This is a genomic window from Psychrobacter aquimaris (assembly GCF_016107525.1).
Taxonomy (GTDB): Bacteria; Pseudomonadota; Gammaproteobacteria; order Pseudomonadales; family Moraxellaceae; genus Psychrobacter; species Psychrobacter aquimaris.
Window position 1 is genome coordinate 1 of record NZ_JABASR010000036.1, and the last position, 985, is coordinate 985.

General features: G+C 42.3%; 1 protein-coding gene. It reads left to right on the top strand.

Annotated features, from left to right (window positions below):
- Window positions 1-93 precede the first annotated feature (93 nt).
- A complete protein-coding gene (locus JFC10_RS14775; RefSeq protein WP_198333487.1) occupies window positions 94-975 on the top strand; it encodes an IS982 family transposase in 882 nt (293 codons plus the stop codon).
- Window positions 976-985: the final 10 nt, after the last annotated feature.

A 985-nucleotide genomic window follows, 5' to 3' on the forward strand; every position in this document is an offset into this window, starting at 1 on the left:
TATAACCCCACTCTCAACTTCGAAAGTGATTGAAAAAAGAAGAGCACCTCACTAATCTATTGTTTTCGACCAAGAATACAATGGAGTTGTGAGATGCCCATAGACGAATTTATCATCAATATCTATTTAATGGTAGAGCAATATTACAAAATAGTCGTCACCAAACCCTTGCGAAGTGCAGGTTACGCGCCAAAGCTGAGTGATCCTGAGATCATTTGCATGGAGATGGTCGGTGAATTTTTAAACCTTGATCAAGACAAACAGATTTGGCAATACTTTACCCAGCATTGGCAAGACTGGTTTCCAGCCATCGGCTCATACCCTAACTTCGCAAAGCACTGCGCCAATCTGTGGCAAGTCAAACAGCAGATACAAGATAACGTCAGTCAAATTGAAGGCCGTGACAACATCCATTTTATGGATGGTTTTCCGATACCCGTCTGTCATTATGGACGCGCTTATCGGCATAAAAACTATCAAGACTTAGCGGCTTTTAGCTACTGTGCGGCTAAGCAAGAGAGATACTATGGCTTTGAGGGACATTTGCTTGTTAACTTATCGGGCATGATTAAAGGCTTTACCTTTGCTCCTGCCAATATTGATGAAAGAGCGGTTGCCCCAGAAATCACCACTCATATTCATGGGCTACTTGGCGCTGATAAAGGGTATATCAGCCCGAGTCTGACATCGTACTACGACGCTCAAGGAGTAGATTTACAAACGCCACTCAGAGCTAATATGAAAGAAGATAGACCCAAACCTGTGGTAAGACGGCTAATGAAAGCCCGCCGTATCATTGAAACAGTAATCGGTCAGCTATCAGAACGATTTAGTATACAAAGGGTACGAGCAAGAGATTTATGGCATTTGTCTCATCGATTGATTCGTAAGATTCTGTCACACAATCTGTGCTTTGTACTCAATAAAAAACTTGGTAACCCGCCTCTTCAGTTTGATTTGCTTATTTCAAGTTGAGAGTGGGGTA